The organism is Pseudoclavibacter sp. RFBJ3 (assembly GCF_002931375.1).
Lineage (GTDB): Bacteria > Actinomycetota > Actinomycetes > Actinomycetales > Microbacteriaceae > Pseudoclavibacter.
Window position 1 is genome coordinate 40182 of record NZ_PSXZ01000001.1, and the last position, 26778, is coordinate 66959.

Below are 26778 nucleotides of genomic sequence, written 5' to 3' on the forward strand. Positions count from 1 at the left end.
CGGGTCCGCGTGGGTTCCGGCGGGCGGGCGCGCGTCTCGTGCGCTCTCCTACCGTGTTCGGGATGGCTTTGACGCTTCGGGATGGGGTGCAAGCCATCCGGAGGCGTGGAACCCATCCGGAGACTGCGCGCGGTGGCCGCGGGGTTCGCCGGGTTCGGTCGGGGCCGCGGGGTTCTGTCGGGTCCGCGTGGGTTCCGGCGGGCGGGCGCGCGTCTCGTGCGCTCTCTTACCATGTTCGGGATGGCTTTGACGCTTCGGGATGGGGTGCAAGCCATCCCGAAGCGTAGAACCCACCCGGAGACTGCTCGCGGGGTTCGCGCGGCCCGGGGCAGCGCAGGGCTAGCTGTTCGCGGCGTTCGCGTTGGCGGCGACGCTCGCGGCGACGGCGGCGTTGATGGTGATCGCGTTCATGGTGCGCGAGACCGCCGAGCTCGCGGCGGCAGCTCCCCAGTCGCCGGCCTCGAGTGCCTTCGCTCGGTTGATCACTTCCGTCTCCCACGGGAGCTCTCGGTGCAGGGTGGGCAGCGAGCCGCTCGCGGAGAGCAGCGCCGCGAGGGCGGCGGTGCGGGCGTCGGGCTCGGCGCCGTCGATGAGCACGGCTTGGACTCGGCTCATGAGTGCGGCTCGTCGGCCCGTGTCGCCCAGGCTGATGGTGGTCTTGGGGATGAAGCCGAACGTCTTGCCCTGCTCGCGGTGCAGGTCGCCACGGAAGATCAGGCTCTCCAGCAGCTGGCCGCGCAGCTTGGGGCCGATGGACGCGAGCATGCCCTGCACCTCGCGCCGCTTCCCGTCGGAGTACTCCCACGCGGCCCGGAGGATCTCGTCGTCCGGCGCCGTGTCACCCACGGAGAGCACCAGGGTCCCGCGCAGGCCGGCCTTCTCGATCGCGACCTGGTCGTCCAGGGCCAGCTCGGTGAGCACGGCACCGGCGAGCACGTAGAAGAGGGTGCCTTCGCCGCCGATCGTTCCGTCGTCTGGATTGAAGAGCAGGAGCAGCAGATCTTCGGCGAGCAGCGGCTGCGCTTCGTCGGGGCCGGTGGTCGGGATGTGGTCGGGCTGTTCCATGGTTCCCCCCTGGCAGGTGCGCGAGTCGTCGTGCCGGCCAAGGTACCAGCCGAGGCTCAGCCCTCCGCGCGGTCTCCGTACGCCGTGACGGAGAGGAAACGCGCCGGGAGCTCGATGAGCTCCTCCGGGCCATGCGGGCCCTCGCCGTCGAACTGCAGGGTGTCGCCGGGGCCCATCTCGTAGCGCGCATCCCCGTGCCCGTAGGCCATGCGGCCCTCGAGCATGTAGAGCAGCTCGGTGCCCGGATGCTGGAAGAGGGGGAACACCTCGCTTGCCTCGGTCAGCGTCACGAGCACCGCCTCCATGCGCTTGTGCTGGCCGCGCAGGGCGCCGAGGAGCTCGTAGAGGTGGCCGGATCGGGAGCCGCGGCGCACGATCTGCGCCCCGTGGCCTGCCGGCACGTAGACGGCCTCCCTGTCGGAGTCGACGCCGCGGAAGAGGGCGGTGACGGGCACGTCGAGGCCGTGCGCGAGGCGGCCGAGGGTGGTGAGGCTGCAGGAGGTGAGGGCGTTCTCGATCTTCGAGAGCATGGCCTTGGAGATGCCGACCTTGTCGGCCATCTCGGCGACCGACATCCCGGTCGCGAGGCGGTACGCGCGCACCTGGATGGCGATGGCACGCTCGAGGTCGCCCGGCTGCGGTCCGACCGTGGCCGGGTCGACCTCGCGGTGCACGGAGCCCACGCCGATCTCGTCGTGGTCGTGTGCGTCGCTCATGCAGCCTCCGGGGTTCCGTTCAAGCCTAGCTTTCGCCGACCGGCCCGCCCGCGTCGTTTGGTGTTGGGCGCGCCTGGCTCTAGCGTTGCGGTCATGAGCGAGACGAGCGCTGGTGCTGACCGTGGCTGGGTCGCGCGCGCCGTGATCAGGGCGGTGCTGCTCGTCATCATCGCCGGGTACCTGGCGTACATGCTGCTGGTGTTCCCGAACGCGGCTGCCGGATCCGACGTTGATCGCGACTCCGCGGAGGGTGCGCGCCTCGCCGGCACGCTCATCCCGATCGCGTACGCGAGCATCGCGGCAGCGGTGGTGCTGGGCGTGTGGCTGGCGCTCGATGTGACGAGGGCCATCGCGATGAGCCTGCGAGCGTCGCTGCTGTGGCTTGCCTCGGTCGCCGTCCTGGCTGCATCCGCCTGCGCAGCGCTGAGCGTCGCCGTCATCGTGGACAGCATCGTCGCGGGGATCGGCGTGGATGCGGACCAGACCAGGTACTGGGGGAGCACGGGGGCGATCATCGGGGATGCCTTCGGCCTGACCTGCCTCCCCTTCGTGGCGGCGACCGGTGTCGCCCTGCTGCTGTGGACGTTTCGCACCGCGACGAAACTTGACCGCCACGCGAAACCTGCCAGGAGTAGCGTTGCGGCGTGACTTCATCTACGTTCAATGACCTTCTGACCGCCCAGATCGGCAACGAGTTCTCGGCCTCGCAGCAGTACATCGCGATCGCCGTCTGGTTCGACAACCACGACCTCCCGCAGCTCGCGGCGCACTTCTACCAGCAGTCGGTCGAGGAGCGGAACCACGCGATGATGCTCGTGCAGTACCGCCTCGACCGCGACCTCGGCGTCACGATCCCCGGCGTCGCCGCGCCGAAGACCGAGTTCGCCGATGTGGTCGAGCCCATCGCGCTTGCCCTCGCGCAGGAGCAGGAGGTGACCTCGCAGATCGAGGCGCTGTTCCGCGCTGCGCGTGCTGACGGCGACGCGATCGGCGAGCAGGCGATGCTCTGGTTCCTCAAGGAGCAGGTCGAGGAGGTCGCCTCCATGTCGACGCTCGTCACGATCGCGAAGCGCGCGGGCGACAACCTGTTCGACATCGAGAACTTCATCGCCCGCGAGACCATCGGCGACAGCGGCCAGGACGCGGACGCGCCTGCGGCGGCAGGCGGCGCGCTCTAGCAGCCGGCTCGGCCCGGGTCAGTCCCAGTTCCGCCCGTACTGCAGCGCGAGTTCCTGCGCCTGCGTCTGGGTGAGCTGGGCGACCCGGTGCCCTCGGGTGATGAGGGCTATCTTGCTGACCTCTTCGAGTTCGATCGCGGCCTGGATCGCGGCGTCCATGCTGGCGCCGCTCGTCACTGGCCCGTGGTTCTGGATGAGCACGGCGTCGAACGCGAAGTCGAGAGCGCGGATGCCGTCGGCCTGGTCGTGATCGCCGGGGTGCGCGTAGGGCACAAGCGGGGTCTGCCCCACGCGCATGACGAAGTACGGGGTGAGCGGCGGGAGCGCCGACCTCGTGGTCCACGGGTCGAGCAGGGACACGGCGACGGCGTGCATGGAGTGCAGGTGGATGACGGCGTGCGTGTCCGGGTTGCGCTCGTAGAACGCCCGGTGCAGCGGATGCTCCTTCGACGGTCGGGGCCCGGCGAGGTGCGCCCCGTCCGCCAGGGAGACCTCGGAGAGCTGGTCGGCCTGGAGGCGTCCGAGCTCCGTGCCGGTCGGGCTCATGAGCATCCGCTCGCCCAGTCGCATGGAGATGTTGCCTGAGGTGCCGGGGCTGAGTCCGAGGTCGGAGAGCCGGCGTCCGGCGTCGAGGAGCTCGGTGGCCTGGTCGAGGGTGGCGGTCGGGGTCACGCGAGCTCGTCCCAGGCCTCGACGAAGAACTCGGTGGAGCCGAAGTTCCCGGATTTGAGGGCCAGGTTGATCACGTGGCCGGCTGCGGTCGTCGCTCGGGCCCAACTCACGCCAGGGCAGATCGGCTGTCCGAGCTTGAGGCTGCTGATCCGCAGCTCGGTCACGATGCGGCCAGAGGTCTCGCCGCCTGCCGAGATGACCTCGACGGCGCCGGCGTCGATGAGTGCGATTGCGGCCTCGGCGAGCGTGTGCTCGATGCGATCGGCGGCCTCGGCGTGCGCTGACGCGTCGTCGGTGGCGACGTCGTCGGGGGAGCCGGTCGCGTAGACGAGGACGGGCACGTCTGGGCGCTCCGCCCAGGATTCGCGCGCCCACCTGACGATGGACACGGTCTGCTCGGTGCCAGCGCGCGGATCGACCTGCAGGCTGAGGAATCCCGCCTGCTTGGCTGCCTGGACCTGCTCCTGGGTCCGCTTGGAGGCGCTGCCGCAGAGGATGACGCGGTGGCCGTCGAGCGCCGCGAGTCGGGGCGCCTCGGCTGCGCGACGTTCGGGCACTGGGATGCCGAGCGCGAGTCCGGATCCGCCTGTGACGAGCCTCAGCCCTGCGGCGGCGGCCGCGATGGTGGCGAGGTCGGCGTCCGTGACGGCGTCGATGACCACGGCGCTGGGAGTCGAGGCGCGCTCGAGCGCCCCGCGAAGCGCCTCCGCGCCGTCGCGAACCGTCGCGAGGTCGATGAAGCCGACCGGGGTCTGCGCCTGACGGCTGAGCAGCAGGCGCACGTCGGATTCGGTCATGGGCGTGAGCGGGTGGTGGCGCATCGAGCTGTGCTCGAGCAGCTCGCCCCAGACGGAGAGCTGGCCGTCGCGCACGGTGCGCCCGTTGCCGGGGAACGATGGGACGACGATCGTCGTCGTGAGGTCGAGCTCGGCGAGCATGGCGTCGATGACGGGGCCGATGTTGCCGTGCTCGGTCGAGTCGAAGGTCGAGCAGTACTTGAAGTACAGCTGGCGTGCGCCTGCCTCGGTCAGCCGGCGGAACGCATCCACGCTCTGGCGGACAGCTGCGTCGGGCGACGCGGTTCTCGTCTTGAGGGCGATGATGACCGCCTCGGTGTCGCCGGGGAGCTCGTGCAGCGCTGCGTCGGGCTCGGTGATGACGACTGCGTTCAGCCCTCGTGCCGCGAAGTTTCCCGCGAGGTCGACTGCTCCGGTGAAGTCGTCGGCCACGCAGCCGTGAAGAATCGTCAAGTTGGGTTCCCTCCTGCTGCAGCACTCGAACGAGACAGTGTGAATATCTGTGAGTGTTTGCACATGATCTGTGAATCCTTTATACATGATGTCAGCACGACGACCTGCCGGTCGTTGGCAACGACGCCAAACGGAGACCAATGAACATCGAGTATCTTCTCGCCGCGCATCGAGGAACCCGCGTGCAGTACGCGCTCACCGGGGCCAAGGGCGGATTCGCTCGCACCCTGCTCGCGCAGACCACGCAGATCGAGGACCTGCACGCCAGCGTGCTCTGCGACCTCGACCCGGAGGGTGCGCGTGCGCTCGCCCTCGAGGTCGGCTTTACGGCCGAGTCCCTCGTCGTCTGCGGTACACCAGGTGAAGTGCTCGAGGTCGTGACGGCCGGCAAGACCGCTGTGGTCGCGAGTCGCGAGCTCCTCCTTCCCGACGCCTTCGACATCCTCGTCGAGGCAACCGGGGACCCGGGGTTCGGCTACCGGGTGGCCGCGGATGCGCTGCGCGCGTCGAGGCCGGTCGCCATGGTCTCGAAGGAGGTCGACTCGGTCGCCGGCGTCGAGCTCGCCTCGATCGCCCGCGAGAACGGCGTCGTCTACACGCCCGCGAGCGGAGACCAGCCCGCGAACCTCATCGCCCTGGTCTCCTGGGTGCGGACGCTCGGACTCGACATCGTCGCCATCGGCAAGTCCAGCGAGTACGACCTCGTCTTCGACCCGTCCGCCGGCACCGTCACCCACCTCGACAAGCAGATCCACGCACCGCAGCTCGGCGAGCACCTGACGCTCGGCGACGACATCCCCGCGACGCTGCGCGCTCGCGCCGAAGCCGTCGCGGCGCTCCCCACCGGCGCTACGGCCGACTACTGCGAGATGGCGGTCGTCGCCAACCACACCGGCTTCGTCGTCGACGACGAGCTCATGCACTACCCGGTGGCCCGCATCAGTGAGCTCGCCGACATCTACGCGCCGAAGTCCTCCGGCGGAGTCCTCGAGCGCAGCGGAGTCGTCGACGTGTTCTCCGTGCTGCGAACCCCGGACGAGGCATCGTTCGGCGGCGGCGTCTTCGTCGTCGTGCGCACCTACGACGCGCAGACCTGGGAGGTGCTGCGCGGCAAGGGCCACGTCGTCAGTCGCTCCGGCGAGTACGCCTGCATCTACCTGCCGTATCACTTCATGGGCGTCGAGACGCCGATGACGCTGCTGCTCGCCGTGCACCTCGGGGCGCCGTACGGCAGCCCGGAGCCGACGAGGAGCATCCTCATGGCAGGTCGAGCGAAAGCGGACCTGGCCGCGGGGACGCTCCTCGAGATGGGTGGACACCACCACGACGTGACCGGCGTGCAGGCAGTGCTGCTCGAGGCGGGTCCCGAGTCCGAGAAGGTGGCCCCGCTCTACGTCGCGTCGCGCGCGACGCTCGCCCGGGACGTGCGTGCCGGCGAGCTCATCCTCATCGATGACCTCGCCGACCATGACGCCGAGCTCCTCGCCGCGTGGGCTGGCGACGGCGTCCGGGAGGGCAGCCATGTCTGACGTCTTCATCCTCCTCTCCTTCGCGTTCGCGATCGTGGGCCTCGTGCTCATGATCGGACGGTTCAAGGTGCATCCCGTGTTCGTGCTCTTCGTGGTGGTCGCCGTGCTGAGCCTCATGTTCGGGCAGGGCGGTGCCGGCACCGTCTCCCTCATCAACGAGGGGTTCGGGAACACGCTCGCGAACGTCGGCCTCCTCATCGTGTTCGGCTGCGTGCTCGGCAAGGCGCTCGAGATCAGCGGCGGGGCGCTGCGCATCACGCAGTCCGTCGAGAAGATGCTCGGAACGAAGCGCAAGATGCCATGGGGCATCGCCCTCGCCTCGACCATCATCGGCATCCCCCTGATCGCCGACACGACCGTCATCATGCTCATCCCGATCGTCTCCGCCATGGCCTACCGGTCGAAGGAGTCGATGATGAAGTTCGGTCCGATCCTCTACATCGGCGCCTACGTGATGACCTCGCTGGTCGTGCCAGGGGCCGGCCCCCTCGCTGCGGCGGGGGTCCTCGGCCTCGACTTCGGCGTGTCCATCATGTACGGGCTCCTCGTCGGGCTGCCCGGCATCGCGGTCGCCACGTTCTACCTGACGCGCATCAAGATCTACGTGGCCCCGAAGGCGGAGTTCATCGAGTCGATCGCCAAGGCAGAGCAGGCCGAGCATGAGCAGCGCGAAGGCGGCTCCGGCACCACCAAGACGCTCACGGCTCAGAACGGCGGCGTCGGCCGCACGCTCGCGCTCAGCCCCTTCACGGGGCTCCCCGTCCGGCTCGGCTTCGCCCTGCTCCCCATCTACCTGCCGATCTCGCTCATCATGATCGACTCGCTGCTGGGGCCGACCCTTCCGGAGGGTTCGTTCATCCAGGAGCTCGTGGGCTTCGTCGGAGCGCCCATCATGGCGCTCGCGATCGGCGTGCTGTCGACCCTCCCCCTCTTCGGTGGCGCGTGGCGTCGCAAGGAGATCGTCAACGGCATGTTCGAGGACGGCCTGCGCACGGCCGCCATGCCGCTCGCCCTGACCGGAGTCGGCGGCGCGCTCGCTCTCCTCATCCGCGAGACCGGGGTGGCCGAGCGCATGTCGGTGGTCATCCAGGACGTCGGCATCCCGCCCCTCGTCGTGCCTTTCCTCGTCGCGGCGGCGATCTGCACCATCACGGGCTCCAACATCCTCGGGATGCTCACCGCGTCGGCGATCATGGCTCCCCTCATCGACGACCTCGGTGTGTCCGCGCTCGCCGTCTACCTCGCCTGCGGCACGGGCGCGCAGATCTTCAAGCACGCCAACTCGTCCGGGTTCTGGGTGACGACGACCCTGTCGAATATGACGGTCGGCCAGGGGATCAGGTCGATCGGCGTCGCCTCGATCATCTCGGGCGTGACGGGATTCGCTATCGTTCTCGTGCTGTACTACGCAGGACTGATCTAGAGGTCGCATGAGAAGCCACACCGAGGAGCCGCCGTTGATTCCGGACCAGCGACGTCAGAAGATCCTCGAGCTGCTGAGCGCCCACGAGGTGCTCAGCGTGCATCAGCTCACGGAGCTGCTCGGGGTGTCGCACATGACGGTGCGCCGGGACATCGGGGAGCTCGTGAGCCAGGGTGTCGCCGCGGTGGTGCCAGGGGGAGTGCGCTCGGCGCGCTCCGTCGCGGTCGAGCCCAGCTTCGACGCGAAGGCCAGCTCGGAGCGGGCGCAGAAGGCGGCCATCGGCCTCGCCGCGGGGAAGCTGCTCCGCGACGACGGCGTCTACTACCTGGATGCGGGGACGACGACCTCGTCGTTGCTCCCCGCGATCCGGGCGCTGGCAGCGCCCACGGTGGTCACGAACGACTTCACGATCGTGAGCTCCCTCATCGGCGACGCTCACGTCGAGGTCGTGCACATCGGCGGCAAGCTCGACCACGCGAACCGCTCCAGCGTGGGGCACCTCGCGGCAGGCGTGCTGCGCCAGCTCGCGGTGGACATCGCGTTCGTGAGCGCCAGCTCGTGGGACGCCCAGCGTGGAGTCACCACGCCGAGCGCTGAGAAGGTGGATGTGAAGCTGGCCGCCATGGAGGTGGCGAGCAGCGCGGTGCTGCTGGCCACGAGCAGCAAGCTCGGCAGCTACTCGATCTACCGCGTCTGCGGGCTCGATCGGTTCTCGACCGTCATCACCGACGAGGGCATCTCCGAGGCCGACGCGGCGGCTGTGCGCGAGATCGGTGTCGAGCTGGTGACCGCCGCGGTGCAGGGCTGAGCCAGCGGGCGCCGCGTACGCTGAAGCCGTGCATCCTGAACCCGTGACGAAGGCGGCGCGAGCGCAGCTGACCGAGCTCGCCGAGTGCGCGGCTGCTGGGCGAGAGCCTGCCGTGCACCTGTCGGCCGTCGATGAGCGCCTCGTGCGCGTCTCCCGTTCGGCTGCGGTGCTCATCCTCTTCGGCGTCCTCGACTCGCTTCCCAGCGATCGCGAAGCACAGGCCGGCGCCGTCTCCCGTGACCTCGATGTGCTGCTGCTCGCGCGAGCTTCGACGCTGCGCTCGCACCCGGGCCAGGTCGCGTTCCCGGGCGGCCGGGTCGACGCGGAGGACAGGGATGCGGTCGCGGCCGCGCTGCGCGAGGCGGTGGAGGAGACGGGGCTCGATGCCGATGGCATCGACGTGCTCGGCCCCCTTGAGCCCGTGCCCCTCACCTACTCGCGGCATCTCGTGACGCCCGTGCTCGCCTGGTGGCGGCGTGCGTCCGAGGTCGGTGTCGTCGATGAGGCGGAGTCGGCGGCCGTGTTCCGTGCCCCCGTCGCCGAGCTGCTGGACCCCATGAATCGGGGCACCACGGTGCTGCGCCGCGACGGCGAGGAATGGCGTGGGCCGGCGTTCCTGGTGCGGAACGAATCGGGCGAGCACCTCGTCTGGGGCTTCACGGCGATGCTGCTCGACGGCATCTTCGACCGCCTCGGCTGGACCGAGCCCTGGGACCAGGCGCGGGAGTTCGAGCTCCCCGACGCCTGAGCTCGCCATTCGCCCGAATCAGCGTGGCGCGAGGCCGCGACCGCCGAGTCGGTGGGCTCACTCGCAGCCGCAGGACCTCCGGATGATGAGCTCGCCCCGAGGCCGCTCGTCCGGGATGCTCCCGACGCCGAGCAGCCGGAAGACGGCCTGCTCGGCGAGCTCGGCGATGGGCTGGGCGAGCGTCGTGAGCCCTGGCCAGGCGTACTCGGCGTCGTCCGTGCCGTCGAACGAGACGACGGCGACGTCGCCCGGCATGTCGACGCCGGCCTCGTGGAGCGCCCGCATCGCTCCGATCGCGAGCTGGTCGGAGCTCATGAAGACCGCGTCGACCTGGGCGCTCGCGGCGGCGAGGTTGCGGCCGGCGAGGTACCCGGATCGGCGTTCGAAGTCGGCGGGGAACACGAGCCCGGGCTCGAGGCCGGCGGAGGCGAGCTCGGCCGTCCACCCGCCGTAGCGGGCATCCTTCGTCGAGCCGACGAAGGCGATCCTGCGGTAGCCGTGATCGATGAGGTGGCGCGTGGCGTCGCGTGCGCCCTGATCGAGGTCGACGCCGACACCCATGGTGCCTGCGATGGGGTGGGGGTTGTTGAGGGTGGCCCAGCGGATGCCGAGCGCGTTGAAGGCGGTGACCTCGTTCGGGTGCACGATGGAGGCGACGAGGAATCCGTCGACCTGCCGGGAGGCGAGGGACCGGGCGAGTGCGATGGCCCGGTTGTCGTCGTCGCGCGAGTTCACGACGAGCACGGCGTAGCCCTCACGCGCCGCCACGTTCTCGACCTGCTGGCACAGCTCCGACCAGAAGGGGTTCGTGGTGTCCGGCACGATGATGCCGATGAGCCGCGAGGACCCCATCTTCAGCGCGCGGGCCGCCGCGTTCGGCGTGTAGCCGAGGATGCGAATCGATTCGCGCACGCGCGCCGCGGTCGCCGGCGCGACGGGGGCGCGGCCGTTGAGGGTGTACGTGACGACGGCATCGCTGACACCTGCGTGGCGCGCAACGTCCCGGCGCGTGACCTTCCGGGGTGCACCTTCGGGCATCACTACTCCTCGTTCACTCGAGTCGATCTTACGGTCGATGCGGGCGCCCGAATCCTCGGACGCCCGCATCTTCATCGCTCGCTCCGTCAGGCGTGTGCGGCGTCGGCGCTCACTGCACCGAGCGCCGCCGGTGCGTCGCCGAAGTCGTTGATCGGGAGTCGCTCTCCACCCGCCAGGGCAGAGCGGTGCGCGACGATGCCTGGCAGCGTGAAGCGCGCGGCGACCCAGGCGTTGACGGGCGGGAGGGTGCGGTTGTTGACGGCGGTGACGAAGTCGTCGACGAGGAAGTGGTGGCTGCCCTCGTGCCCGTTGTGGACGCCCGAGAACTCCGCGGGGAGCCGCGAGGTGTCGTGCACCTTCGAGTGTCCGGACACGAACGCGTCGCGCAGCGCGGGGGCGACGTGCGCGAGCGACGGGTCGTCGGCATCCGCAGTCGCATCCGTCGCGATCAGGTCGGAGACATCCGTGACGCCCTGCTTGTCCTGCCACACGGCGACCTCGGCGAGCTGCTCGAAGCTGCCCTCCGTGCCGAAGTAGCGGAACCGGCTCTCGCGGATGTGCGAGGGGTAGCCGACGCGACGCATCTCGTTGATCCGCATGGACCCGCCCTCGGAGAGCTCGAAGAGCGCCGTCGCGTTCGAGAAGTTGTTGTCGAACATGCTGATCTCGCGGTCGAAGACGCCGTCCTGGCGGTCGTCGACCACGCCGATGCAGCTCACGCTGGTGGCGTGGCCCGGGATGGCGCCGAGGACGCCGCCGATGGAGTGGGTCGGGTAGAGCATGGGCGGGTAGCTCGCGGTGCGCTTCCACTCGGCGCCTCCCGAGTAGGCGTAGGCATCGTAGAAGCCCAGGTCCATGTCGTGGACGTAGTCGCCCTCGGCGTAGAAGATGCGCCCGAACTTCCCGTCGGCGAGCTGGTTGCGCGCGTAGATCGTCGCCGGGTTGTAGTAGCTGGTCTCGCCCATCATGTAGGTGAGGCCGGTCTCGCGCACCGCCTCGATGATGGCGGCGATCTCGTCTTCCGAGATGGCCATGGGCACAGCCGAGTACACGTGCTTGCCAGCCTGCAGCGCGCGGAGCACCAGCGGACCGTGCGTCCAGCGCTGGGTGAAGAGGGCGATCGCGTCGATCGAGTCGTCGGCGAGGAGGGCCTCGAAGCTCTCGGCGGTTCCGTCGAGGTCGGCGGATGCGTTGAGCGCCTCCGCGCGCTCGGACAGCACGTCGGTCACGAGGATCCGGTCGACGCCGGGGTGGAGTTTGAAGAGGGTGGCGAACTGGCCGGCGAACTGACCGGCTCCGACGATTCCCAGGGACAGCGACATTGGTGACCTTTCAAGGTGACAGGAAAACCCTGGCTCCACCACGGTGGGGAGTCGGGCGCGGACCTCGAGCATCGCATGACTATTTACTCGCGTCAACACAATATGTGTCTGAATTATTGGCCCTTGCGGTTAAATATTTACTCGCATAAATTGTCGGCAGATAGCGATGGAGCCATCCGCGTCCTTGCGGTCGGCCGGATCCATCGCCCACACGAAGGAATGACAATGAAGTCTCGCGCTACCACCGTCGCGGCAGCCTCCGTCGCAGCGACGCTCCTCCTCGCCCTCACCGGCTGCAGTGGAGGCTCCGCCGAATCCGGCAGCACCATCGAGTTCCAGACCAACGCCTCCGTCGACTCCAAGCTCATGATCGCCCTCGAGGAAGTGACAGCCGCGTTCGAAGAGGCCAACCCGGGCGTCACGATCGACCTCGTCGCGCCCAGCTCGCAGTACGAGGCCGACATGAAGGTCAGGCTCGCAGCAGGCGACGCCCCGGACATCTTCGCCACCCACGGATGGTCGCTCCTCCGCTACAGCGAGTTCCTCGAGCCCCTCCAGAACGAGGCCTGGGCCGCCAACTTCAACCCAGCCCTCGACTCGGCCATGCGCAACGACGCCGGCGAGTTCTTCGCCCTCCCCATCGACACCGACGTCGCAGGCATCATCTACAACGCCGACGTGCTCACCGCGGCCGGCGTCGACCCCGCCTCCATCTCCACCTGGGACGACTTCGCCGAAGCCGCCGCGGCCGTCGACGCGAGCGGCATCGCCCCGATCGCCGTGTCCGGCAAGGACGGTGGCCCCGCCGGCAACCTCGCCGACTGGATCGTCGCCGGCGCCTACACGCCCGAGCAGCTCGACGAGCTCAGCGCCGGTTCCTTCGTCGACGCGCCCTACGCGACGACGCTCGACCTCATCGACGGGTGGCGCACCTCCGGCTACTTCAACCCCGACTACTCCTCGGCGACCTCCGACGATGTGTCGCGCGCGCTCGCCGACGGCAACACCGCCTTCGTCTTCAGCCAGAACCAGGCAGCCAACAACGCCCTGCAGTACAACCCAGACGCCAACCTCGGCTTCATGCCCGTCCCCTCCCTCACGGACGAAGACCCGTACCTGGTCGGCGGAGAGTTCAACGCCTTCGGCATCTCGAAGACGAGCGAGCACCTCGACGACGCGAAGGCCTACCTGGCGTTCCTCGCGCAGCCGGAGAACATCACCGTGCTCGCCGAATCCGTCGGCAACCTCCCCGGACTCACCGACGCCTCGGCCGACCTCGGCCCGCTGCAGGAGTCGTTCGACACCCACGTCATCTCCGGCTCAGCGCCGCTCGTGCCGTACTTCGACCGCGTCTACCTGCCCAACGGCATGTGGAACACGATGGTGACCACCACCGACTCGATCATCACCGGCCAGTCCAGCGTCGACCAGGCCGTGACCCAGGTCGACGCCGACTTCACCAGCCTCTGGGGCCAGAGCTGAACGGCGAGCGGATGCTGAGAGGAGATCCCCATGAGCTCGCTTGACACTGCAAGAACGCCACAGAAGCTGCCAGCCAGAGCACCAAGGGCGCGGCGGAGCAGGGGGTCCTCTCCTCTTGCCGGAGCAGGGATGAACCTGCTCTACGTGCCGGCCCTCCTGCTGTTCGCCGTCTTCACCATCTACCCGCTCGTGACGGGCGCCGCCATCTCCTTCACGAACTGGAACGGGTACAGCGCCGACCGCAGCGACGTCGGCTTCGCGAACTACACCCGCCTCTTCCAGGACGAGACGTTCCGGCTCGTGCTCATCAACACGTTCATCTACGGCTTCGGGTCGACCATCATCCAGCAGGCCCTCGGGCTCGGGCTCGCGCTCGCCCTCGACCAGAAGGTGCGCGGCCGCAACCTGGCCAGGGCGATCATCTACCTGCCGGTGCTCGTCTCGCCCGTGGTCATGGGCACCATGTACTACCTGCTCTTCCAGTACAACAACGGCGCCTTCAACGACATCGTCGTCGGGCTCGGCGGCGAGCGCGTCGCCTGGCTCAGCGACTCGGGCGCCGCGATCGCCATCATCGTGCTCGTCAACTCGCTGCAGTTCGTGGGCGTCTCCATGATCATCTACCTCGCCGGGCTGCAATCGATCCCCACCGAGCTCTACGAGGCATCCACCCTCGACGGTGCCGGGTACTGGAAGCAGTTCTGGCACATCACGCTGCCCCTCCTGCAGCCGGCGTTCGCGACGAGCATCGTGCTCAACCTCATCGGCGGGCTGAAGCTCTTCGACGTCATCGTCGTGCTCACCGGTGGAGGCCCCGGCTACTCGACCAACTCGGTCTCGACGCTCATCGGCGTCGCCTACTTCGACAACCAGAGCGCCGGCTACGCCTCGGGGATGGGCATCGTGCTGTTCCTCGTGATCGTGCTCTTCACCCTCGGGCTCAACACCCTGCTCAACCGACGACGACTGGACCGCGCATGACTGCAACGACCGTGACCGAATCGAAGGTGGAGCATCCAGCCCCACCGACCAAGCCGCCTCGCAGCGGCGGACGTGCGCGCAGCACCGGCCGCCCGAAGCGAACGAGCCGAGCCACGGGGACGGCCCTCGGGCTCGGCGCCGTCCTCATCGTCGCCTCCGCCGTGCAGCTGCTCCCGTTCTTCATCGCCGTCACCACGGCCTTCAAGGAGCGCACCGACCGCTCCTCCCAATGGCTGTTCCCGACGACGGACATCTTCTTCGGCAACTTCGCCATCGCCGTCGAGAGCGGCAACATCCTGCGCGCCATCGGCAACAGCGTCATCGTCACCGGAGTCTCGACGGTGCTCGTGTGCGTGCTGGGAGCACTGGCCGCGTATCCGCTGGCCCGACGCGCCTCGACGCTCAACAGCATCGTCTCGTTCGGCATCCTCGGCCTGATCATGGTGCCGCCGCTGTCGATCCTCGTTCCGCTCTACACGCTGCTCAACCAGATGGGAGCGCTCAACACGTACTGGGGCGCGATCCTCGTCATGGTCACCCACCAGCTGCCGCTGAGCATCTTCCTCTACACGGCGTTCATGAGGTCGCTGCCGCAATCGGTGGAGGAGGCGGCCACCATCGACGGCGCGAACCGACTGCAGATCCTCTTCCTCGTCGTGTTCCCCATGCTCAAGCCGGTCACCGCGACCGTCGTGATCCTCACCGGCGTCGCCGTGTGGAACGAGTTCGCGATCTCCGGGTACATCCTCACCTCGCCCGAGATGCAGACCATCGCCCCCGCGATCGCCTCGTTCTTCTCGGTGCAGAGCAGCAACCTCCCGGCCGCCGCGGCGGCGTCGCTGCTCGCCGTCCTGCCGGTGTTCGTGGCCTACCTCTTCCTGCAGAAGTACTTCATCAAGGGCATGGTCGCCGGCTCCGAGAAGTAGCCGGCGTCCCGTCCCGGGGCGGCTCTAGAAGATCATCGGGCGGTCGTCGTCGAGGGAGGTCTCGAGGTCGAGCTCCACGACGACGGGCACGTGGTCGCTCGGGCCGTCGCCCTTGCGCTCGTCGCGCTCGATGGATGCGTCCACGACGAGGTCGTCGAACTCGGTGTTCCCGAGGATGAAGTCGATGCGCATGCCCTCGTTGCGGGGGAAGCGGAGCTGCTTGTAGTCCCAGTACGTGTAGCCCTCGACGCCACGCGAGCGCACGGTGTCGACGAAGCCGGCCTCGAGGAACGCCTCGAACGCGGCACGCTCAGGGGCCGAGATGTGCGTCGAGTCGACGAACGCGGCGAGGTCCCACACGTCGATGTCGAGGGGCGCGATGTTGAAGTCGCCCATGAGCGCCAGCGGGGTGTCCGGGTGCGCCTGCCGCCACGTGGTCATGTCGGCGAGGAGCGCCTTCAGCCAGGCGAGCTTGTAGGTGTAGTGCTCGTGCGTGAGCTCGCGCCCGTTCGGCACGTAGAGCGACCAGAGGCGGAGGTCCTCGACGGTGACGCCGAGCGCGCGGGCCTCGAGGGGAAGCGTGCCCTCGGGGGTCGTCTTGCCGAAGCCGGGCATGTCGGCGAACGTGATCTCCGGGTCGCTCATGGGGAGGCGGCTCGCGAAGGCCACGCCGTTCCACTGGTTGAGGCCGTGGATCTCGAGCTCGTAGCCGGCTTCCTCGAACACCTCGCGGGGGAACTGCTCTGGCTTGCATTTGATCTCCTGCATCGCCAGCACATCGATGTCGGCCCGCACCATCCAGTCGATGACTCGGCCCGAGCGGGCCCGGATGGAGTTGACGTTCCAGGTGGCGATGCGCATGCGGTCAAGGCTATCGCCCAGGTATCGGGGTTGACGCAAACCAGTTTGTAACGCAAACTACTTTGCATGGAGACCAACGGAAGCTCGACCCCCGCAGGCATCACTCCGTCGCAGGACGACGAGGCAGCCCTCGCCCCGAGCGAGATGCTGGCCCTCATGCGCGAGCAGCAGCGCACCACGCGCACCCGCCTCGACCGGGCGCTCTACATCCTGCTCGCCACCTGGGCCCTCGCCTGGCTCGTCGGATTCCTCGCCCTCTGGAGCGCCGAGGACGGTGGCGGCAACCCGGTGCTGCGCATCCCGACCACGACGGCATTCGTCGTCTTCGGGGTGCTCATGGTCATCGGCGTCATCGTCTCGGCGGTCTCCGGCATCTCCATGGGCCGCGGGATGCGCGGCCGCAGCAACACCGCAGGCATGCTCTACGGCTTCTCCTGGTCGATCTCGATGATGGGCGCCTGGTTCTTCGCGGCGTCGCTCCTGCGCCAGGTGGACGATCCTGCCCTCGCGCCGCTCCTCATGCCAGGCGTGTTCGCCCTCACGATCGGCGTCCTCTACATGGCGGGCGCCGCCATGTCCCGGTCGAGAGCGCAGTTCGCGCTCGGCGCCGCAGTCGTCGCCCTCGTGGTCGTCGCGACGGCGCTCGGCGCCCCCACGCACTACCTCGTCTACGGCACCGTGGGTCCGCTCATCTTCATCACGTTCATCGTGCTGCTGCGCACGGGCGTCATCTCGAGCGAGCCGACGCTGCGGGGCGAGGTGGCCGCATGAGCGACACGAGCATCGACCTCGACCCGATCATCCACGCCCCTGCTCGGCTGCGCATCATGACGACCCTCGCCGAGAGCCTCGACGACGGCGACGAGATGACCTTCTCCAAGCTCCGCAGCCTCCTCGACATGACCGCCGGGAACCTCACGACGCACCTCTCGAAGCTCGAGGACGCCGGCTACGTCGTCATCGACAAGGCCTTCGCCGGCCGCAAGCCCATCACGTATCTGACCATCAGCCCCGCCGGACGCGCAGCGTTTCGCAGCTACCGGACGGCGCTCCTGAAGCTCCTCGGAGGATGACATGGACGCACAGCCCACCCGCGAACAGCGCGCCACCACGCCGGCACGATCCATCGTCGAGGTCACCGACGTCGTGAAGCGCTTCGGCCAGCACGCGGCCCTCGACGGCGTCACCCTCGACGTCCGGGCGGGGGAGTGCGTGGGTCTCCTCGGCCCGAACGGCGCGGGCAAGACGACGCTGCTGTCGCTCCTGCTCGGCCTCCGCTCGCCCACGACCGGCACGGTCCGTCTCTTCGACGGCGACCCGCTCGACGTGCGCACCCGCACCCGCGTCGGCTCGACACCGCAGGCGAGCGCGCTGCCGGAGGCCCTCAAGGTCGGGGAGGTGCTCGACTACGTCGCCGCGCACTTCCCGAGACCCGCGGCGAGGGGAGGGCTGGTGGATGCGTTCGACCTCGGCCCCCTGCTCGGCAAGCAGTGCGGCTCGCTCTCTGGCGGGCAGCAGCGTCGGCTCGCCGTGGCCCTCGCCTTCGTCGGCGACCCCGAGCTCGTGCTCCTCGACGAGCCGACCACGGGCCTCGACGTCGATGCGAGGCGCAGCCTCTGGGATGCCCTCCGTGCCAAGCACCGCAGCGGTTGCGCGGTCATCGTCACGAGCCACCACCTGGAGGAGATCGAGCAGCTCGCCGAGCGAGTCGTCGTCATCGACCACGGCACCGTCATCACCGACGGCAGCCTCGCCTCGGTCGTCGGCAGCGTCTCCCGGCGGCGCGTCACGATGCGCGGCGTTGACGTTGCGCGCATCCAGGCCATCGACGCCGACGCCCTCACCGAAGCTGTCGATGGTTCGGCGTCCGGCGGGCGGACAGCGGATGCGGGGCTCGTGACGGCACTCGTCCGCGACTCGGACGCGTTCATCCGCTCGCTCGTCGCATCCGGTGCACCCTTCACGGACCTGACGGTTCGCGGAGCCACGCTCGAGGAGGCGTTCCTCGCCATGACGCAGAACGCCCAGAACAGGAGCTGAGGACCATGTCCACTGCAGGACTCATCGCCACGCACGTCAAGTACTCGCTCATCGAGACCGCGCGCGTGCCCATCGCCGTGATCGGCTCGCTCGTCTTCCCGACGCTCGCGTTCTGCTTCTTCGTGCTGCCGCAGAGCGCCATCGTCGACGACCCGGCGTTCGCGACGCAGGCCACCGCGTCCATGATCGTCTTCGCATTCATGACGAACGGCCTCTTCAGCCTCGGCCTCGACCTGGCGGAGCAGCGATCGAAGCCGTGGGTGCCCTACCTGCGCACACTGCCCGGCAAGCCGTCGGCGCGCATCGCGGGTCTCGTGATCAGCACGCTGGTCATGGCCACGCTGGCCATCATCCCCCTGCTCGTCGTCGGCGGACTGTTCACGGCCGCCGACCCGACCCCGATGCGCGTGCTGCTCGGACTCGTCGCCGTCGTGCTCACCGCGGTTCCCTCCGCCCTCATCGGCGCGATCGTCGGCACGACCGCCGGCCCGAAGGCCGCCATCGCGATCACGCAGGTGCTCATGTTCCTGCTCGCGTTCGGCGGGGGCCTGTTCCTGCCGCCCTTCCTGTTCCCCGACTGGCTCGACTCGGCGTCGAAGGTGCTGCCCGTCCGCCAGGCCCGCGAGCTCGTCATCGCGACCGTCTCCGGAAGCGAGTTCCCCGTGTGGGCGCTGCTCGGCATCCTCGCCTGGACTGCGGTCCTCGGCTTCCTCGCCGTGTTCCTGTACAAGCGCGACGAGGGCCGCAAGTTCTCCTAGGGGGCCGTGGGGGAGGCCGCATGTGCACAGCGTTCTGCTGGGCAGCACCGCGTGCTGCGCCGAAGTCGGCCTAGTCCTGGCCCCCATGTCGGAGACCAATCCGCTGCGTGGCCTGGGGTGCGTGGTCCTCACTGCGCGTCGGCTCAGCGGCGCCCTCCCTGCTGGCGTGCCCATCGAGTGGTGATGGCCGATGTCGGCCGCCGCCGAGTCTCGATCCAGGTGGATGGCCCTATATTTGCGATCGTTCCCAGCGCCCGTCGACGGAGCCTTTGGCCGCACGTTGACCTCCACCGAGCCCGGCGGCACTGCCATCACTCTCCACGACAAGGTCGGACACATGACTCGACTCGAGACGGTTCACGAGATCGTCGGGCCCTGGTCGCTCGCCACCAGCAAGCGCTTCTGGGAGGGGTTCGCCCCCGGCAGGCTCGCATCCCAGACGGAGACCGCGGGCATCCAGACCACTTTTCTCTGCGATACCGACTGGCAGCGAGTGGATGCCGTCATCACCCAGGACGGGCCATCCGTCCGCATCGTGGTGGAGGGCCCGGGTGATCTGGATGCCGCGACCGAGCAAGTCCGTCGGCTGCTGTCGATAGACATCGATGCGCGCGGCTGGCCCGATGTCGCGGCGCGCGATGAGGTCATCGCGGGTGCGCAGGCTCGGCTCCCCGGGTTCAGGCCGTGCGGTTTCTTCTCGCCATACGAGGCGGCCGTGTGGTCGGTGCTGTCGCAACGGCTGCAGATGCGCCAGGCGGTGGCGATCAAGACGCGGCTCACGCTGCAGCTCGGCGACGACGGAGCCTTTCCGTCTCCGGCCACGCTGCGGGCGGCGTCACTCACCCTGCCCGGGCGCAAGGCGGAGTACCTGCACGCGATCGCCGAGGCCGCGCTCGACGGCCAGCTCTCCGGCTCCTACCTGCGCTCGTTGCAGTCGTCCGAGGCGTTCGTCCAGGTGCAGAGCATCCTGGGGATGGGGCCGTTCTCGGCCGAGCTCGTCGTGATTCGCGGCGCGAACTTCCCCGATGTGCTGCCGCGCAACGAGGGTCGACTGAGCGAGGAGGTCATGGAGCGCTACGGCGCTGATCGCTCGATCGACGAGATCGCCGAGGCGTGGAAGCCGTTCCGCTCGTGGGCAGGGGTGCACTTGCGCGCGCTGCGGGCGCTCGACGAGTAGACGATCGTCACGATCGCATCGCCGCAGGCGCGGGCCGAACTCAGGATGAGTGACGGCCAGCGGCAGTGAGCCGCTAGCGCCTGCGCGCTGGCGATGCTGCGTCGAGAACGGTGTCGAACGCGTTGGGATCATCAAGTGCGCGGGCGAGGACGATGCCGCCCTGAATGGCAGCGACCAGGTGGAGCGCGTGCGAGCGGGGCTCCGGCGACCCGGCGGCGGCCAGGGCGGCAGTGAGCGAGTCGACCCATTCGGTGAAGTAGCCGCGCACGGCCTCATCGAACTGGTCGCGTTCGCGGCCGGTGGCGAATGCGCCGGGGAGGCACGCGCGCCGACCCGAGCGGAAGTAGGCCCGTACCTCGTCGATCATGGCGTGGATGCCTCGTCGCGCCTCCTCCGCGTTGGTGCTGGTGGCGCGCAGCGGTGTGAAGATCCGCTCGTCGAACCATGCCTGGATATCGGCGAGGACTGCCGCCGCCATCTCTTCCTTGCCACCGGGGAAGAAGTGGTACAGGCTCCCGCGGCCGAGGCTGGTCGCGTCCTGGAGGATGGCCATGCTGGCCCCCTCGTATCCGTGCTCGCGGAATGCTTCCGTCAGGAGGGGGATCACGGCTTCACGAGTCGTCGACGGCTTGGCCATGACGCTCAGATGCCCAACTCGGTCAGCCCCGGGTGATCGCTCGGTCGCGGGCCGAGGGGCCAGTGGAAGAGCCGGTCGGCCTCGTCGATCGCAACGTCGTTGATCGCCGCGAGTCGACGACGCATCAGGCCGTCCTCATCGAACTCCCAATTCTCGTTGCCGAACGAGCGGAACCATTGCCCCGTCGCGGTGTGGGACTCGTAGACGAAGCGGACGGCGATGTGGTTCCCCTCGTGGGCCCAGACCTCCTTGATGAGCCGGTAGTCGAGCTCCCGGCTCCACTTCTCTGTGAGCAGCGCCACGATCTCGGCGCGCCCGTTCACGAACCGATCACGGTTCCGCCAGGCGCTCTCGACGGTGTAGGCCAGGGAGACCCGCTCGGGATCACGCGTGTTCCAGGCATCTTCGGCCGCCCGCGCTTTGCGTGCAGCGGTCTCCGCTGTGAACGGGGGAAGGGGCGGACGCTCGTCCATGGAAGCTCCTTGATGTCGCCACCGGTTCTTTACCGATTGGTACAGAGGGTACGCTGTATCGATCGGTAAAGCCAGGGTGCGGGATGGGCTGCTTGGTAGACTTGGAGCCCACTGAGCGAGAGGCTCGAGATGGCCGTCGAATTCGACATCCAGGAGCGTTGGCCGGAGCTCTTCGCCCCGCTGAGCGCACAGCAGCGCAAGATCGTCGTGAACGCGCTCGCCTCCAGCTGGCACGAGGGCTGGGTGCCGAATCGCGAAGACGTCGAGAACCTGACTGACCTGCTGCGCGGAGCGATCGACAAGGCCGAGTACGACCGTCGAGTCGCCGGTGCGATCGAGCGCACGCACGCGCACGCTGCCGCGAGCTGATGGCGGCCGACTCCGCCGCCTGGGATTCGTACCTCTGGGAGCCGGGCGGTTCCGTGCTGCGCAACCTCTTCGGGCTGCGGGACAAGGCCGATCTGGCGAAGGCGGAGTTCGCCGAGGCGAATGCGCAGCAGGCGCTCGTCGAAGAGGGTCCCCTGTCGATCCCGAAGACATACGACGCTGCACACGTCAAAGCGCTCCACAGGCAGCTCTTCGGGAACATCTACGAGTGGGCAGGGGAGTACCGCACGGTGCCCATCTACAAAGACCAGTTCGGGTTCGCGGAGCTCGACGACATCCCCAGATACCTCGAGGACGCCGGCCGGATCATCGACGAGCTCGACTGGTCGGAGCTCGACATCGACCAGTTCGCGGCCACGGCTGCCATGTGGAACGAGGGATCACGATTCTCCGGTCCCGATCGCTTCTCCTACGAGCCGGTGCCTGACTCGCTCGTGCCAGTATTCCGCGCGCTCGCCGCTGAGCGGTGAGGGCCGGCGTCGAGGCCGCGCCCGCGCCCGCGATCAGCGCACGAGCGACCGCAGGCGCCGCAGCGCGACCGACAGCGTGGCGAGACCCGTGTCGTCGCCAGCGTGCACCGCATCCGCAGCCTCGTCGAGCGCGCGGGTGGCGCTGGGGCCGAGCTGGCTGATCCACGCGTCGATGCGCGCGGTGTGCTCGGCCGGCTCGGTCTGCGTCATAACGGAGGCGGCGAGCTCGATCATGACCGCGTACAGGTCGTCGCGCATGGCGGCGCGCGCCATCGACCCCCAGCGGTCGTCCTGCGGCAGTGCCGTCGCCCGCACGAGCATGTCGTCGAAGCTGACGCGCGCCGACAGCACGTAATAGAGGCCGACGAACTCCTCGAGGTCCCAGCCGTGCTGGTCCGCGCGTTCGATGATGTCGAGCAGCGGCATGAGCTCGAGGAGGCCGGCCCCGCGCAGCGCAAGCGCACGCGGGACGGCGGCATCTTCGAACTCCTGCACGCGGGCGTCGAAGCGCTCGCGTTCCTCGCCCTGCTGCAGCTCGCCCATCCGGCTGGCAAACTGCGCGACCGGGCCGCTGAACCGTTCGATCTCCGCACCGACGTCGATGCTGTCGGGCCGGTGCTGCACGATCCAGCGAGTCGCCCGGTCGAGGAGTCGACGGAAGCCGAGGTACAGCTCGGTCTGGATGGACGCCGGCACGAGGTTGTCGGTGGCTTCGATCTCGACGACGAAGCCGCGCAGGTCGAAGATCTCCCGGGCGGCGACGTAGGCGCGCGCGATCTCCTCGCTCGTCGCCCCCGTCTCGTCCTGGGCGCGGTAGGCGAAGGTGATGCCGCCGCGGTTGACCATCGAGTTCACGACGGAGTTCACGATGATCTCCTGGCGCAGCGGATGCGCGTGCAGGTCGTCCGCGTACCGGTCGCGAACCTCGGCCGGGAAGTACTCGGCGAGGGTGTTCGCGAACCACGGGTCCTCGGCGAGGTCGGTCTCGGCGAGGTCGCTCTTGAGCGCGAGCTTCGCGTAGGCGACGAGCACCGAGAACTCGGGCCTCGTGAGGCCGCGCCCCTCGTCCATGCGGCGCCTGATCTCGGCGTTGCTCGGCAGGAACTCGAGGTCGCGGTCGAGCTCGTCACGTTCCTCCAGCCACGTGATGAGGCGCTTGTGGGAAGGCAGCATCTTGGCGGCGTTCGAGCGCGAGTTGCCGAGGAGCACGTTCTGCTCGTAGTTGTCGCGCAGCACCTGCGTGCCGACCTCGTCGGTCATGGCGCGCAGTACCTCGTTGCGGGCGTCGCGGTCGAGGCGGCCGTCGCGTTCCACGGCGCCGAGGAGGATCTTGATGTTGACCTCGCGGTCGGAGGTGCCGACGCCAGCGGAGTTGTCGATCGCGTCGGTGTTGAGGCTCACCCCGGCGAGGGCCGCCTCGATGCGACCGCGCTGGCTCACGCCGAGGTTGCCGCCCTCGCCGACGACGCGCAGCCGGAGCTGATGGCCGTCGACGCGGACCGCGTCGTTGCCGCGGTCGCCGATCTCCGCGTTCGTCTCGTCACTGGCCTTGATGTAGGTGCCGATGGCGCCGTTCCAGAGGAGGTCGACGGGGGCGAGCAGTACGGCCTTCTTCAGCTCGAGCGGGGTCAGGCGCTGCACGTCGGCGTCGAGGCCGAGCGCTTCCCGCATCTGCGGCGTCACCGGAATCGACTTCTGGGAGAGCGGGAAGACGCCGCCTCCCTCCGAGATGACGCTGCGGTCGAAGTCGTCCCACGAGGAGCCGGGGAGGTCGAAGAGTCGCTGACGCTCCACGAACGTGGCCGCCGCATCCGGGGTCGGATCGACGAACACGTGCCGGTGGTCGAACGCCGCGACGAGGCGGATGTGCTCCGAGCGCAGCATGCCGTTGCCGAACACGTCGCCCGACATGTCGCCGACGCCCACGACCGTGAAGTCCTGCGTCTGCGTGTCGTGGCCCAGCTCCCGGAAGTGCCGCTTCACGGACTCCCACGCGCCGCGGGCGGTGATGCCCATGCCCTTGTGGTCGTAGCCGGCCGAGCCGCCAGACGCGAAGGCATCCGCGAGCCAGAAGCCGTACTCCTCGGAGATGCCGTTCGCGATGTCGGAGAACGAGGCCGTGCCCTTGTCGGCGGCGACGACGAGGTAGGAGTCGTCCCCGTCGTGGCGCACGACCCGTGGCGGAGGCACGATGTCGGTGCCGTCGCGGTTGTCGGTGATGTCGAGGAGCCCGCGGATGAAGGTGCGGTAGGCGGATCGGCCGCCCTCGAGCCACGCGCCCCGGTCGCTCGGCGCGGGGAGCTGCTTCGCGAAGAAGCCGCCCTTCGATCCGGTCGGCACGATGACGGCGTTCTTCACCATCTGCGCCTTCACGAGGCCCAGTACCTCGGTGCGGAAGTCCTCGCGCCGGTCGCTCCAGCGCAGCCCGCCGCGGGCGACGCGGCCGAAGCGGAGGTGGACGCCCTCGACCTCTGGCGAGTAGACCCAGATCTCGGCCATGGGGTGGGGCTTCGGGAGGCCGGGCACGCGGGTGCAGTCGAGCTTCATCGACACCCACGACTTGGGCTCGCCCTGCGCATCCACCTGGTAGAAGTTGGTGCGCCAGGTGGCGTCGACGATGCCGATCATGGAGCTGAGGATGCGGTCGTAGTCGAGGCTGGCGACGTTGTCGAGGGCCTCCTGGACCTGCCCGGCGAGCGCGGCGAGCGCCGCTTCTCGGTCGCCGGCGAAGTCCGGGTCGAACCTCGTCTCGAAGAGCCGCACGATGTCGGCGGCGATGACGGGGTTGGCGATGAGGGCCTGCTCGATGTAGTCGACGGAGAACGTGGTGCCGACCTGCCGCAGGTACATGCTGATAGCGCGGAGGATCACGATCTGCCGCCAGCGCAGCCCGCCAAGGAGGACCAGCGAGTTGAGGCGGTCGCTCTCTGCGGCCCCCGACCAGACGGCGCTGAAGACCGACTCGAGCTCGGCACCCCATTCGGCGTCGTTCCACACGGACGCGCTCGGCGCGGTGAGCCCGAAGTCGGAGATGTGCAGGTTGCGCCCGTCCGGCAGCGTGACGACGTACGGGTGCTCGTCGACGACGTCGACGCCGAGATCGGTGAGGGTGGGGAGCACCATCGTGAGCGGGTACACGTCGTGCGACGCGAACGTGAAGTAGCGCTTCCCGGGCTCGTCCTCTTCCGGCGCGTAGAGGTGCACGGCGAAGGTGGTGTCCTCGTCGAGCTGCTCGAGGAGGGCGATGTCCTTCACCGCGTCGCTCGGGGGGATGTTCTCCTTGTAGCCCTCGGGGAAGGCCGAGCCGTAGGTGCTCAGGATCTCGGCTGCCCGCTCCTCATCGTGGTCGAGGTGGAGGGCGTCGACGAGCTCCTCATCCCAGCCGCGGATGGCGCGCTCGATGCGGGGCTGGATGTCCTGCTCGGAGACCTCTGGCAGGCGCACGCCCTTGGCGGCGCGCACGACGAAGTGGAGTTGTGCGAGCGGGGAGTCGCCGACCTTCGTCGCGTGATCGACCTGGCTCGCGTCGAAGGCGGTGCGGAGTTCCTGCTCGATGCGGAGGCGCACGGTCGTGTTGTAGCGGTCTCGCGGCAGGTAGATGAGTGCGGACGCGAACCGGCCGAACTCGTCGCGGCGCAGGAAGATGCGGTAGCGCCTGCGCTCTCGCAGCCGGCTGATCTCGGACGCGACGGCGTGGAGGTGGTCGGTGCTGTCCTGGAACAGCTCGTCTCGCGGGTACTGCTCGAGGATCTGCAGGAGGTCCTTGCCGGAGTGGGAGTTCGGCGCGTGGCCGGATGCGGCGAGCACGGATCGCACCTTGGCACCCACGATGGGCAGGGTGAGCACGGAGGCGGCGTAGGCGACGGACGTGAACATGCCGAGGAAGCGCAGCTCCCCGGTGACGTTGCCCGCTTCATCGAAGCTGCGGACGCCGATGTAGTCGAGGTACACGTCGCGGTGCACGGTGGCGCGGGAGTTCGCCTTGGTGATGGTGAGGAGTCGCGGCTCGCGGGCGGTGCGCTGGGCCTCCGGGGTGAGGTGGGTGGTCGCGGTGGACGGTCGGCGCAGGATGCCGAGCCCGGTGTGCGGCAGCGGTCGCAGCACCTCCTCGCCCCGCTCATCGGTCTCGAGCGAGTACTCGCGGTAGCCGAGGAACGTGAAGTTGTCCTCGGCGAGCCAGGTCAGGAACTCGACGGCGGAGGTGACCTCGCCGTCGTCGACGCTCGTGGGCGGCTCCGTGCGCAGGTCGGTGACGAGGTCGAGGCAGGCTCGGCGCATGGGCCGCCAGTCGGCGACCGCGGTGTGCACGTCGTCGAGCACGTGCTGCAGCCGGTCGGCGAGCTCGTCGCGGCCTTCCTCGGTGGGGATGCGGTCGACCTCGAGGTGGATCCACGATTCGAGGGTGCCGCCGTGGGCGTGCATCTCGAGCAGCTCGCCGTCGTCGTCGCGGCGAACCGAGACGACGGGATGCGCGAGCAGGTGCACGGCGAGACCCTGGCGCGCGATCGCCGCCGTGACGGAGTCGACGAGGAACGGCGCATCCGCGGTGCAGATGTCGACGATCGTGCGCCGGGAGCTCCAGCCCTCTTCCTTGAGCGTCGGCGTGAACACGGCGATGAGGGTCTCGCCCGTCTTGCGTCGTGTGGCGAGCCGGCGCATGGTCGCCGCGGCGCCCACGATGTCGCGGGGCTCGCGCGTGGCGATGTCGTCGGCGTCGACGTCGTCGATGAGCCGTTCGAGTCCGGTCCGCAAGCTCGGCTCGATGTCGTCGAGCGCCTCGCGCAGTCCGGTGAACTCGGTTCCGTGGATCATGCTTCCCCCTTCGCAGGCGAGCCCC

Annotated in this window: 26 protein-coding genes; 16 read left to right on the forward strand and 10 right to left on the reverse strand. The window is 68.9% G+C overall.

Going from position 1 to position 26778, the window contains the following annotated elements:
- Positions 1 to 339: 339 nt before the first annotated feature.
- Positions 340 to 1065 (reverse strand): GPP34 family phosphoprotein, encoded by a 726-nt coding sequence (locus tag C5E07_RS00200; RefSeq protein WP_104297971.1) that lies wholly within the window; start codon positions 1063 to 1065, stop codon positions 340 to 342.
- A gap of 56 nt (positions 1066 to 1121) precedes the next feature.
- The gene (locus C5E07_RS00205; protein ID WP_104239973.1) at positions 1122 to 1781 is read right to left on the reverse strand and encodes an XRE family transcriptional regulator; all 660 of its coding nucleotides are present in this window, start codon (positions 1779 to 1781) and stop codon (positions 1122 to 1124) included.
- Positions 1782 to 1874: 93 nt separating this feature from the next.
- Here C5E07_RS00205 and C5E07_RS00210 point away from each other — a divergent pair, with 93 nt between their 5' ends.
- Positions 1875 to 2429 (forward strand): hypothetical protein, encoded by a 555-nt coding sequence (locus C5E07_RS00210; RefSeq protein WP_104297972.1) that lies wholly within the window; start codon positions 1875 to 1877, stop codon positions 2427 to 2429.
- Positions 2426 to 2959, forward strand: coding sequence for a ferritin (locus C5E07_RS00215; RefSeq protein ID WP_104239975.1), 534 nt, complete (start codon positions 2426 to 2428; stop codon positions 2957 to 2959). Before C5E07_RS00210 ends, C5E07_RS00215 begins: the two co-directional genes overlap by 4 nt.
- A gap of 18 nt (positions 2960 to 2977) precedes the next feature.
- On the opposite strand, the gene C5E07_RS00220 is transcribed toward C5E07_RS00215, so the two are convergent.
- Together C5E07_RS00220 and otnK are read right to left on the reverse strand one after the other, a co-directional pair.
- Positions 2978 to 3631 carry a class II aldolase/adducin family protein gene (locus tag C5E07_RS00220; RefSeq protein ID WP_104239976.1) on the reverse strand — a complete coding sequence of 218 codons (654 nt, stop codon included), beginning with the start codon at positions 3629 to 3631 and terminating at the stop codon, positions 2978 to 2980.
- A complete protein-coding gene (gene otnK / locus C5E07_RS00225) occupies positions 3628 to 4881 on the reverse strand; it encodes a 3-oxo-tetronate kinase (RefSeq protein ID WP_219820043.1) in 1254 nt (417 codons plus the stop codon). The genes C5E07_RS00220 and otnK overlap by 4 nt, the downstream gene beginning before the upstream one ends.
- 140 nt (positions 4882 to 5021) lie before the next feature.
- On the opposite strand from otnK, the gene C5E07_RS00230 reads away from it, so the two are divergent.
- From C5E07_RS00230 to C5E07_RS00245, 4 genes are read left to right on the forward strand one after another with little or no spacing between them, the layout of a single operon-like run.
- On the forward strand, positions 5022 to 6410 hold the full coding sequence (locus C5E07_RS00230) for a homoserine dehydrogenase (protein WP_104297974.1): 1389 nt from the start codon (positions 5022 to 5024) through the stop codon (positions 6408 to 6410).
- Positions 6403 to 7833 (forward strand): GntP family permease, encoded by a 1431-nt coding sequence (locus tag C5E07_RS00235; protein WP_104298248.1) that lies wholly within the window; start codon positions 6403 to 6405, stop codon positions 7831 to 7833. Before C5E07_RS00230 ends, C5E07_RS00235 begins: the two co-directional genes overlap by 8 nt.
- A 7-nt stretch (positions 7834 to 7840) precedes the next feature.
- Positions 7841 to 8641 (forward strand): DeoR/GlpR family DNA-binding transcription regulator, encoded by an 801-nt coding sequence (locus tag C5E07_RS00240; RefSeq protein ID WP_104297975.1) that lies wholly within the window; start codon positions 7841 to 7843, stop codon positions 8639 to 8641.
- A 28-nt stretch (positions 8642 to 8669) separates the two neighbouring features.
- Entirely contained in the window at positions 8670 to 9389 is a 720-nt protein-coding gene (locus C5E07_RS00245; RefSeq protein WP_104297976.1) for a CoA pyrophosphatase, read from the forward strand.
- A gap of 57 nt (positions 9390 to 9446) precedes the next feature.
- Here the strand turns inward: C5E07_RS00245 and C5E07_RS00250 are convergent, their stop codons facing one another.
- Both C5E07_RS00250 and C5E07_RS00255 read right to left on the reverse strand, forming a co-directional pair.
- Positions 9447 to 10427 carry a LacI family DNA-binding transcriptional regulator gene (locus C5E07_RS00250; RefSeq protein ID WP_104297977.1) on the reverse strand — a complete coding sequence of 327 codons (981 nt, stop codon included), beginning with the start codon at positions 10425 to 10427 and terminating at the stop codon, positions 9447 to 9449.
- Between the two features lie 86 nt (positions 10428 to 10513).
- Entirely contained in the window at positions 10514 to 11749 is a 1236-nt protein-coding gene (locus tag C5E07_RS00255; RefSeq protein ID WP_104239983.1) for a Gfo/Idh/MocA family protein, read from the reverse strand.
- A 225-nt stretch (positions 11750 to 11974) separates the two neighbouring features.
- On the opposite strand from C5E07_RS00255, the gene C5E07_RS00260 reads away from it, so the two are divergent.
- From C5E07_RS00260 to C5E07_RS00270, 3 genes are all read left to right on the forward strand, one after another.
- Positions 11975 to 13231 carry an ABC transporter substrate-binding protein gene (locus tag C5E07_RS00260; RefSeq protein WP_181057668.1) on the forward strand — a complete coding sequence of 419 codons (1257 nt, stop codon included), beginning with the start codon at positions 11975 to 11977 and terminating at the stop codon, positions 13229 to 13231.
- Between the two features lie 129 nt (positions 13232 to 13360).
- Positions 13361 to 14212 (forward strand): carbohydrate ABC transporter permease, encoded by an 852-nt coding sequence (locus C5E07_RS00265; RefSeq protein ID WP_201297692.1) that lies wholly within the window; start codon positions 13361 to 13363, stop codon positions 14210 to 14212.
- Positions 14209 to 15138 (forward strand): carbohydrate ABC transporter permease, encoded by a 930-nt coding sequence (locus C5E07_RS00270; RefSeq protein ID WP_104239986.1) that lies wholly within the window; start codon positions 14209 to 14211, stop codon positions 15136 to 15138. The genes C5E07_RS00265 and C5E07_RS00270 overlap by 4 nt, the downstream gene beginning before the upstream one ends.
- Positions 15139 to 15162: 24 nt before the next feature.
- On the opposite strand, the gene C5E07_RS00275 is transcribed toward C5E07_RS00270, so the two are convergent.
- Positions 15163 to 15999, reverse strand: a complete 837-nt coding sequence (locus C5E07_RS00275; RefSeq protein WP_104297979.1) for an exodeoxyribonuclease III — start codon at positions 15997 to 15999, stop codon at positions 15163 to 15165.
- 66 nt (positions 16000 to 16065) lie between these two features.
- Between C5E07_RS00275 and C5E07_RS00280 the strand changes: the two genes are divergently transcribed.
- The 5 genes from C5E07_RS00280 (at position 16066) to C5E07_RS00300 (ending at position 19974) form a co-directional block, all read left to right on the forward strand.
- Positions 16066 to 16770, forward strand: coding sequence for a hypothetical protein (locus tag C5E07_RS00280; protein WP_104297980.1), 705 nt, complete (start codon positions 16066 to 16068; stop codon positions 16768 to 16770).
- Positions 16767 to 17072, forward strand: a complete 306-nt coding sequence (locus C5E07_RS00285) for a transcriptional regulator (RefSeq protein ID WP_104239989.1) — start codon at positions 16767 to 16769, stop codon at positions 17070 to 17072. The genes C5E07_RS00280 and C5E07_RS00285 overlap by 4 nt, the downstream gene beginning before the upstream one ends.
- A gap of 1 nt (position 17073) precedes the next feature.
- Positions 17074 to 18039 carry an ABC transporter ATP-binding protein gene (locus C5E07_RS00290; protein WP_104297981.1) on the forward strand — a complete coding sequence of 322 codons (966 nt, stop codon included), beginning with the start codon at positions 17074 to 17076 and terminating at the stop codon, positions 18037 to 18039.
- Between the two features lie 5 nt (positions 18040 to 18044).
- Complete coding sequence (locus C5E07_RS00295; RefSeq protein ID WP_104297982.1) at positions 18045 to 18797, forward strand: ABC transporter permease; 753 nt, start codon at positions 18045 to 18047, stop codon at positions 18795 to 18797.
- 337 nt (positions 18798 to 19134) lie between these two features.
- Positions 19135 to 19974: a DNA-3-methyladenine glycosylase gene (locus C5E07_RS00300; RefSeq protein WP_104298249.1), complete on the forward strand. Its 840-nt coding sequence runs from the start codon at positions 19135 to 19137 to the stop codon at positions 19972 to 19974.
- A gap of 73 nt (positions 19975 to 20047) precedes the next feature.
- Here C5E07_RS00300 and C5E07_RS00305 read toward each other — a convergent pair whose 3' ends face one another.
- Together C5E07_RS00305 and C5E07_RS00310 are read right to left on the reverse strand one after the other, a co-directional pair.
- Positions 20048 to 20611 carry a TetR/AcrR family transcriptional regulator gene (locus tag C5E07_RS00305; RefSeq protein WP_104297983.1) on the reverse strand — a complete coding sequence of 188 codons (564 nt, stop codon included), beginning with the start codon at positions 20609 to 20611 and terminating at the stop codon, positions 20048 to 20050.
- A 5-nt stretch (positions 20612 to 20616) separates the two neighbouring features.
- A complete protein-coding gene (locus tag C5E07_RS00310) occupies positions 20617 to 21084 on the reverse strand; it encodes a nuclear transport factor 2 family protein (protein WP_104297984.1) in 468 nt (155 codons plus the stop codon).
- A gap of 129 nt (positions 21085 to 21213) precedes the next feature.
- Here C5E07_RS00310 and C5E07_RS00315 point away from each other — a divergent pair, with 129 nt between their 5' ends.
- Positions 21214 to 21453 carry an antitoxin VbhA family protein gene (locus tag C5E07_RS00315; RefSeq protein ID WP_104297985.1) on the forward strand — a complete coding sequence of 80 codons (240 nt, stop codon included), beginning with the start codon at positions 21214 to 21216 and terminating at the stop codon, positions 21451 to 21453.
- Entirely contained in the window at positions 21453 to 21941 is a 489-nt protein-coding gene (locus tag C5E07_RS00320; RefSeq protein WP_104297986.1) for a Fic family protein, read from the forward strand. The genes C5E07_RS00315 and C5E07_RS00320 overlap by 1 nt, the downstream gene beginning before the upstream one ends.
- A 33-nt stretch (positions 21942 to 21974) precedes the next feature.
- On the opposite strand, the gene C5E07_RS00325 is transcribed toward C5E07_RS00320, so the two are convergent.
- The gene (locus C5E07_RS00325) at positions 21975 to 26753 is read right to left on the reverse strand and encodes an NAD-glutamate dehydrogenase (RefSeq protein ID WP_104297987.1); all 4779 of its coding nucleotides are present in this window, start codon (positions 26751 to 26753) and stop codon (positions 21975 to 21977) included.
- Between the last annotated feature and the right edge of the window lie 25 nt (positions 26754 to 26778).

Bases quoted from the DNA above. Each gene is read 5' to 3' on its own strand.
- C5E07_RS00200 (WP_104297971.1), bottom strand. From the start codon at position 1,065: ATGGAACAGCCCGACCACATCCCGACCACCGGCCCCGACGAAGCGCAG.
- C5E07_RS00205 (WP_104239973.1), bottom strand. From the start codon at position 1,781: ATGAGCGACGCACACGACCACGACGAGATCGGCGTGGGCTCCGTGCAC.
- C5E07_RS00210 (WP_104297972.1), top strand. From the start codon at position 1,875: ATGAGCGAGACGAGCGCTGGTGCTGACCGTGGCTGGGTCGCGCGCGCC.
- C5E07_RS00230 (WP_104297974.1), top strand. From the start codon at position 5,022: ATGAACATCGAGTATCTTCTCGCCGCGCATCGAGGAACCCGCGTGCAG.
- C5E07_RS00235 (WP_104298248.1), top strand. From the start codon at position 6,403: ATGTCTGACGTCTTCATCCTCCTCTCCTTCGCGTTCGCGATCGTGGGC.
- C5E07_RS00240 (WP_104297975.1), top strand. From the start codon at position 7,841: ATGAGAAGCCACACCGAGGAGCCGCCGTTGATTCCGGACCAGCGACGT.
- C5E07_RS00250 (WP_104297977.1), bottom strand. From the start codon at position 10,427: ATGCCCGAAGGTGCACCCCGGAAGGTCACGCGCCGGGACGTTGCGCGC.
- C5E07_RS00255 (WP_104239983.1), bottom strand. From the start codon at position 11,749: ATGTCGCTGTCCCTGGGAATCGTCGGAGCCGGTCAGTTCGCCGGCCAG.
- C5E07_RS00260 (WP_181057668.1), top strand. From the start codon at position 11,975: ATGAAGTCTCGCGCTACCACCGTCGCGGCAGCCTCCGTCGCAGCGACG.
- C5E07_RS00265 (WP_201297692.1), top strand. From the start codon at position 13,361: ATGAACCTGCTCTACGTGCCGGCCCTCCTGCTGTTCGCCGTCTTCACC.
- C5E07_RS00270 (WP_104239986.1), top strand. From the start codon at position 14,209: ATGACTGCAACGACCGTGACCGAATCGAAGGTGGAGCATCCAGCCCCA.
- C5E07_RS00275 (WP_104297979.1), bottom strand. From the start codon at position 15,999: ATGCGCATCGCCACCTGGAACGTCAACTCCATCCGGGCCCGCTCGGGC.
- C5E07_RS00280 (WP_104297980.1), top strand. From the start codon at position 16,066: ATGGAGACCAACGGAAGCTCGACCCCCGCAGGCATCACTCCGTCGCAG.
- C5E07_RS00285 (WP_104239989.1), top strand. From the start codon at position 16,767: ATGAGCGACACGAGCATCGACCTCGACCCGATCATCCACGCCCCTGCT.
- C5E07_RS00290 (WP_104297981.1), top strand. From the start codon at position 17,074: ATGGACGCACAGCCCACCCGCGAACAGCGCGCCACCACGCCGGCACGA.
- C5E07_RS00295 (WP_104297982.1), top strand. From the start codon at position 18,045: ATGTCCACTGCAGGACTCATCGCCACGCACGTCAAGTACTCGCTCATC.
- C5E07_RS00300 (WP_104298249.1), top strand. From the start codon at position 19,135: ATGACTCGACTCGAGACGGTTCACGAGATCGTCGGGCCCTGGTCGCTC.
- C5E07_RS00305 (WP_104297983.1), bottom strand. From the start codon at position 20,611: ATGGCCAAGCCGTCGACGACTCGTGAAGCCGTGATCCCCCTCCTGACG.
- C5E07_RS00310 (WP_104297984.1), bottom strand. From the start codon at position 21,084: ATGGACGAGCGTCCGCCCCTTCCCCCGTTCACAGCGGAGACCGCTGCA.
- C5E07_RS00315 (WP_104297985.1), top strand. From the start codon at position 21,214: ATGGCCGTCGAATTCGACATCCAGGAGCGTTGGCCGGAGCTCTTCGCC.
- C5E07_RS00320 (WP_104297986.1), top strand. From the start codon at position 21,453: ATGGCGGCCGACTCCGCCGCCTGGGATTCGTACCTCTGGGAGCCGGGC.
- C5E07_RS00325 (WP_104297987.1), bottom strand. From the start codon at position 26,753: ATGATCCACGGAACCGAGTTCACCGGACTGCGCGAGGCGCTCGACGAC.